General features: G+C 54.2%; 2 protein-coding genes. One reads left to right on the top strand and one right to left on the bottom strand.

Annotation, left to right across the window (positions count from 1 at the left end):
• Positions 1 to 355: 355 nt before the first annotated feature.
• Positions 356 to 3,688 carry a carbamoyl-phosphate synthase large subunit gene (carB, locus tag ACTG4M_RS17110; protein ID WP_439124879.1) on the bottom strand — a complete coding sequence of 1,111 codons (3,333 nt, stop codon included), beginning with the start codon at positions 3,686 to 3,688 and terminating at the stop codon, positions 356 to 358.
• Positions 3,689 to 3,860: 172 nt separating this feature from the next.
• Here carB and ACTG4M_RS17105 point away from each other — a divergent pair.
• Positions 3,861 to 4,160 (top strand): OB-fold nucleic acid binding domain-containing protein (locus ACTG4M_RS17105; protein WP_439124878.1); only part of this gene is annotated, 300 nt, incomplete at its 3' end.

The raw sequence follows: 4,160 nt of genomic DNA, 5'->3' as shown, positions 1-4,160 counted from the left end.
GCAGGTTGGAACGATGACTACTTACGTAGCATTCTCAACGGCTTGGCCACTCCGTAAGTCAAACGCGATTGCCCTGGTGGAATGGTACGGATATTGAGGGGCGTCCGGTGACGCCTGGACTATACACTGCCGAAGTTCGGCGAATCTCGGACGACTCAAAGTTGGATGTGAGTTTATTCACATCCAACGTTGTTGAAGAAGTGCGTTTTGCAAGTGACGGGATTAAATTGCAGCTGGCGGACGGAACGTTACTCGCAGAGAGCCGGGTCTCCAAGCTGCGCTGAACATGCTCCTGGATAGCGGCATGGGCCTACTGGCGGGATGTCCTCTGTCAAAACGCCAGTTTGGATCCTGACTAGGCCTGAAGTGGCTTTACCACAAGCTCACCTTCTTCCTGAGCTTTCATGGCCATTGCAGCGGCGTGAGCCCCAGCCGCTGTCGTAAAATACGGAATTTTGTCGTAAAGCGCGACAGACCGGATTTCGCGACTGTCTTCGACCGCAGCTGCACCTTCGGTCGTGTTCATCACAAGGTTGATACCCCCATCTTTCATCAAATCGACAATATTCGGTCGGCCCTCGTAGACCTTTTTAGTGGTCTCACAATTAATCCCATGCTCTGACAAGAAAGCGGCAGTGCCGGCAGTTGCAACGATGGTGAAGCCGAGATCGATTAGGATTTGCGCGGTTTCAATCAGCTGGCCGGTTTTGTCGTCATTTTTGATTGAGAAAAAAACCGTTCCGGAACTGGGCAAGTGGTTTCCTGCGCCAAGTTGCGCCTTGAGGAACGCACGCGGAAATGACCGGTCCCATCCCATAACTTCGCCAGTTGACCGCATTTCCGGACCAAGGATTGTATCGACACCAGGGAAGCGAGCGAAGGGCAATACAGCCTCTTTCACAGAGAACCAGGGCATCATTGGATCGGCGAGAGTCATCGGATCGGCCAGCGGCAAGACCGTGTCATAATCAGCGTTTTCTGGGTACGGGTCGCGCATGGGAAAATTGGACAATGGTTCACCTGACATTACGCGCGCGGCGATCGATGCGATGGCGGAATCAGTTGCCTTGGCCACAAATGGGACTGTGCGCGATGCGCGGGGGTTCACTTCGATCAGATAGACATCACCGTCTTTAATCGCGAATTGAACGTTCATCAGACCGACGACATTGAGAGACAACGCAAGCGCTTCGGTTTGGCGTTTGATCTCGGCCAATAGATCGTCAGATATTGAATAAGGTGGCAGAGAGCACGCACTGTCGCCTGAGTGAACGCCCGCCTCTTCGATGTGCTGCATAATGCCGGCAACATGGACGCGCGTGCCGTCACAAAGTGCATCAACATCCAGTTCCACAGCTCCGGACAAATAACTGTCGAGAAGAACTGGGCTGTCGCCGGATACAACTACAGCTTCGCTGATGTACCGCTCCAAATGCGCCATATCGCGAACGATTTCCATTGCGCGGCCACCCAACACATAGGACGGACGGATCACGAGTGGGAATCCGATATCTTCTGCAATTGCCAACGCTTGTGCGTCGCTTGAAGCAATCCCATTGTGCGGCTGCTTGAGACCCAAACGGTTCACGAGATCCTGGAACCGCTCTCGGTCTTCAGCAAGGTCAATTGCGTCGGGCGTGGTGCCAAGGATTGGAATGCCCTCAGCTTCCAGCGCATTCGCAAGCTTCAACGGTGTTTGTCCACCGAATTGCACAATCACGCCATGTAATGTGCCATTGTCCTGCTCAACCCGAAGAATTTCCATGACATGTTCAAAAGTCAGCGGTTCAAAATACAGACGATCAGACGTGTCGTAGTCCGTCGAAACGGTTTCCGGATTGCAGTTGACCATGATGGTCTCGTAACCCGCATCCGTTAAGGCGAAACACGCGTGGCAACAGCAATAGTCAAATTCGATTCCTTGCCCGATCCGGTTGGGCCCGCCGCCCAGAATGACGACCTTTTTGCGGTCTGATGGACGTGCTTCGCATTCAACTTCACCCATCATAGGGGCTTCGTAGGTCGAATACATGTAGGGTGTTTGGGCTTCGAATTCGGCTGCGCAGGTATCGATCCGTTTGAAGCTGGCCTTCACGTTCAGGCCAAGGCGTTTGGCCCGCACGTCCTTTTCGGTCAGGCCGGTCAACGTTGCCATACGGGCATCGGTAAAGCCCATCATCTTAAGGGCGCGCATGCCGGGTTCATCTGCTGGCAGACCGTGTGTGCGGATTTCTTCCTCGGTTTCCACGATTTCCCGAATTCGGGCAAGGAACCAAGGATCGAACATCGTGGTGGCGTGGATGTCATCATCACTCAAGCCGTGACGCATCGCCTGTGCAATCGTCCGCATCCGGTCTGGTGTTTGCTGACTGATCGCCTTAATCACGGCTGAATTATCCGGCGCGCCATCGATGTGCACCTCGTCGAAACCAGTGAGGCCAGATTCCATAGAAGCCAGTGCTTTTTGAAGCGATTCGTGAATTGTCCGGCCAATTGCCATAGCTTCGCCAACGGATTTCATCGCGGTGGTTAGATGTGGCTCGGAACCGGGAAATTTCTCAAACGCAAATTTCGGAATCTTGGTGACGACATAGTCGATCGTGGGCTCGAACGACGCCGGCGTGACCTTGGTGATATCGTTGTCCAACTCGTCCAAAGTGTAGCCGACTGCAAGTTTCGCAGCGATTTTCGCAATCGGAAAACCCGTTGCTTTTGATGCAAGTGCGGACGATCTACTGACTCGTGGATTCATCTCGATCACAACCATCCGGCCATCGTCTGGGTTGATCGCCCACTGGACGTTCGATCCGCCTGTCTCGACACCGATCTCGCGCAGTACGGCAATCGAGCCGTTGCGCATGATCTGGTACTCTTTGTCGGTCAGCGTCAGCGCCGGGGCGACAGTGATAGAATCACCCGTGTGCACACCCATGGGATCGACATTTTCAATGGCACAGACAATGATGGCGTTGTCGGCGCGATCGCGAACAACTTCCATTTCGAATTCTTTCCAGCCCAGCAGCGATTCATCCACAAGGATTTGGTTCACTGGCGACGCATCCATTCCGGACCGGCAGTAATGTACAAAGTCTTCACGATTATAGGCCACACCGCCACCAGTGCCCCCGAGCGTAAAAGCAGGGCGGATAATCGCTGGTAGGCCAATATCTTCCAATTCGGCCAATGCGAGCGCAACGCCGGCGTCCAAATCAGCTGACCCATTTGGTTTTTTCGGCGCGGTGATGATTGTCGCCTTGGGGTTCTCAAGACCGATGCGGTCCATTGCCTCGCGGAAGAGTTTGCGATCTTCCGCCATTTCAATGGCTTCGCGCTTGGCACCGATCATTTCGACGCCGTACTTGTCCAGTATGCCCATTTCCTCAAGGGCCAAAGATGTATTCAAGCCAGTCTGTCCGCCCATTGTCGGCAGCAGGGCGTCGGGGCGCTCTTTCTCGATGATCTTCGCGACAACCTCTGGCGTGATCGGTTCGATGTAGGTTGCATCGGCCAATTCCGGGTCGGTCATGATCGTCGCTGGGTTCGAGTTCACAAGGATAACACGATAGCCCTCTTCGCGCAGGGCTTTGCAGGCCTGTGCACCAGAGTAGTCAAACTCGCAAGCCTGCCCAATAACGATGGGACCAGCACCGATAATCATGATGGACTTGATATCATCGCGTTTTGGCATTGATCGGCCCTCGTCATGCAAACTGGCTGCGTTATAGGCATGGTGCGGGTGACTGCAAGCGGCGCGATTGGTTTTTTGTTTGCGTAGGCGTGGCCGCAATTGGCGCATGGCTTGACTTCCCAAGGCTGAAAGGGTGTATCGGGCCAAATTTCTTCGTCCGAGGACACCCATTATGCATGCATTTCGCACCCATACCTGCGCCGATCTGACGTCTCAAAACGTTGGTGAGACCGTTCGCCTGTCTGGTTGGGTGCACCGCATCCGGGACCATGGCGGCGTGTTGTTTGTCGACCTGCGCGATCATTATGGGATCACGCAATTGCTGTGCGACCCGGACAGCCCTGTTTTTGCTGATGTTGAAAAGGTGCGGTCGGAATGGTGTATCCGCATTGATGGTGAGGTCAAAGCGCGTGATGCGAGCCTAGTGAATCCGAAACTGCCAACTGGCGAGATCGAGGTCTTCATCCGCGAT

Origin of the sequence: Marivita sp., assembly GCF_965656765.1 — a bacterium.
GTDB lineage: Bacteria > Pseudomonadota > Alphaproteobacteria > Rhodobacterales > Rhodobacteraceae > Marivita.
Note: the sequence above shows the minus strand (reverse complement) of the source record. Positions and strands in the feature narration are given on the sequence as shown.

What these genes read in the sequence shown, in the direction of transcription:
- carB (WP_439124879.1), bottom strand. Translation starts at nt 3,688, where the DNA reads ATGCCAAAACGCGATGATATCAAGTCCATCATGATTATCGGTGCTGGT.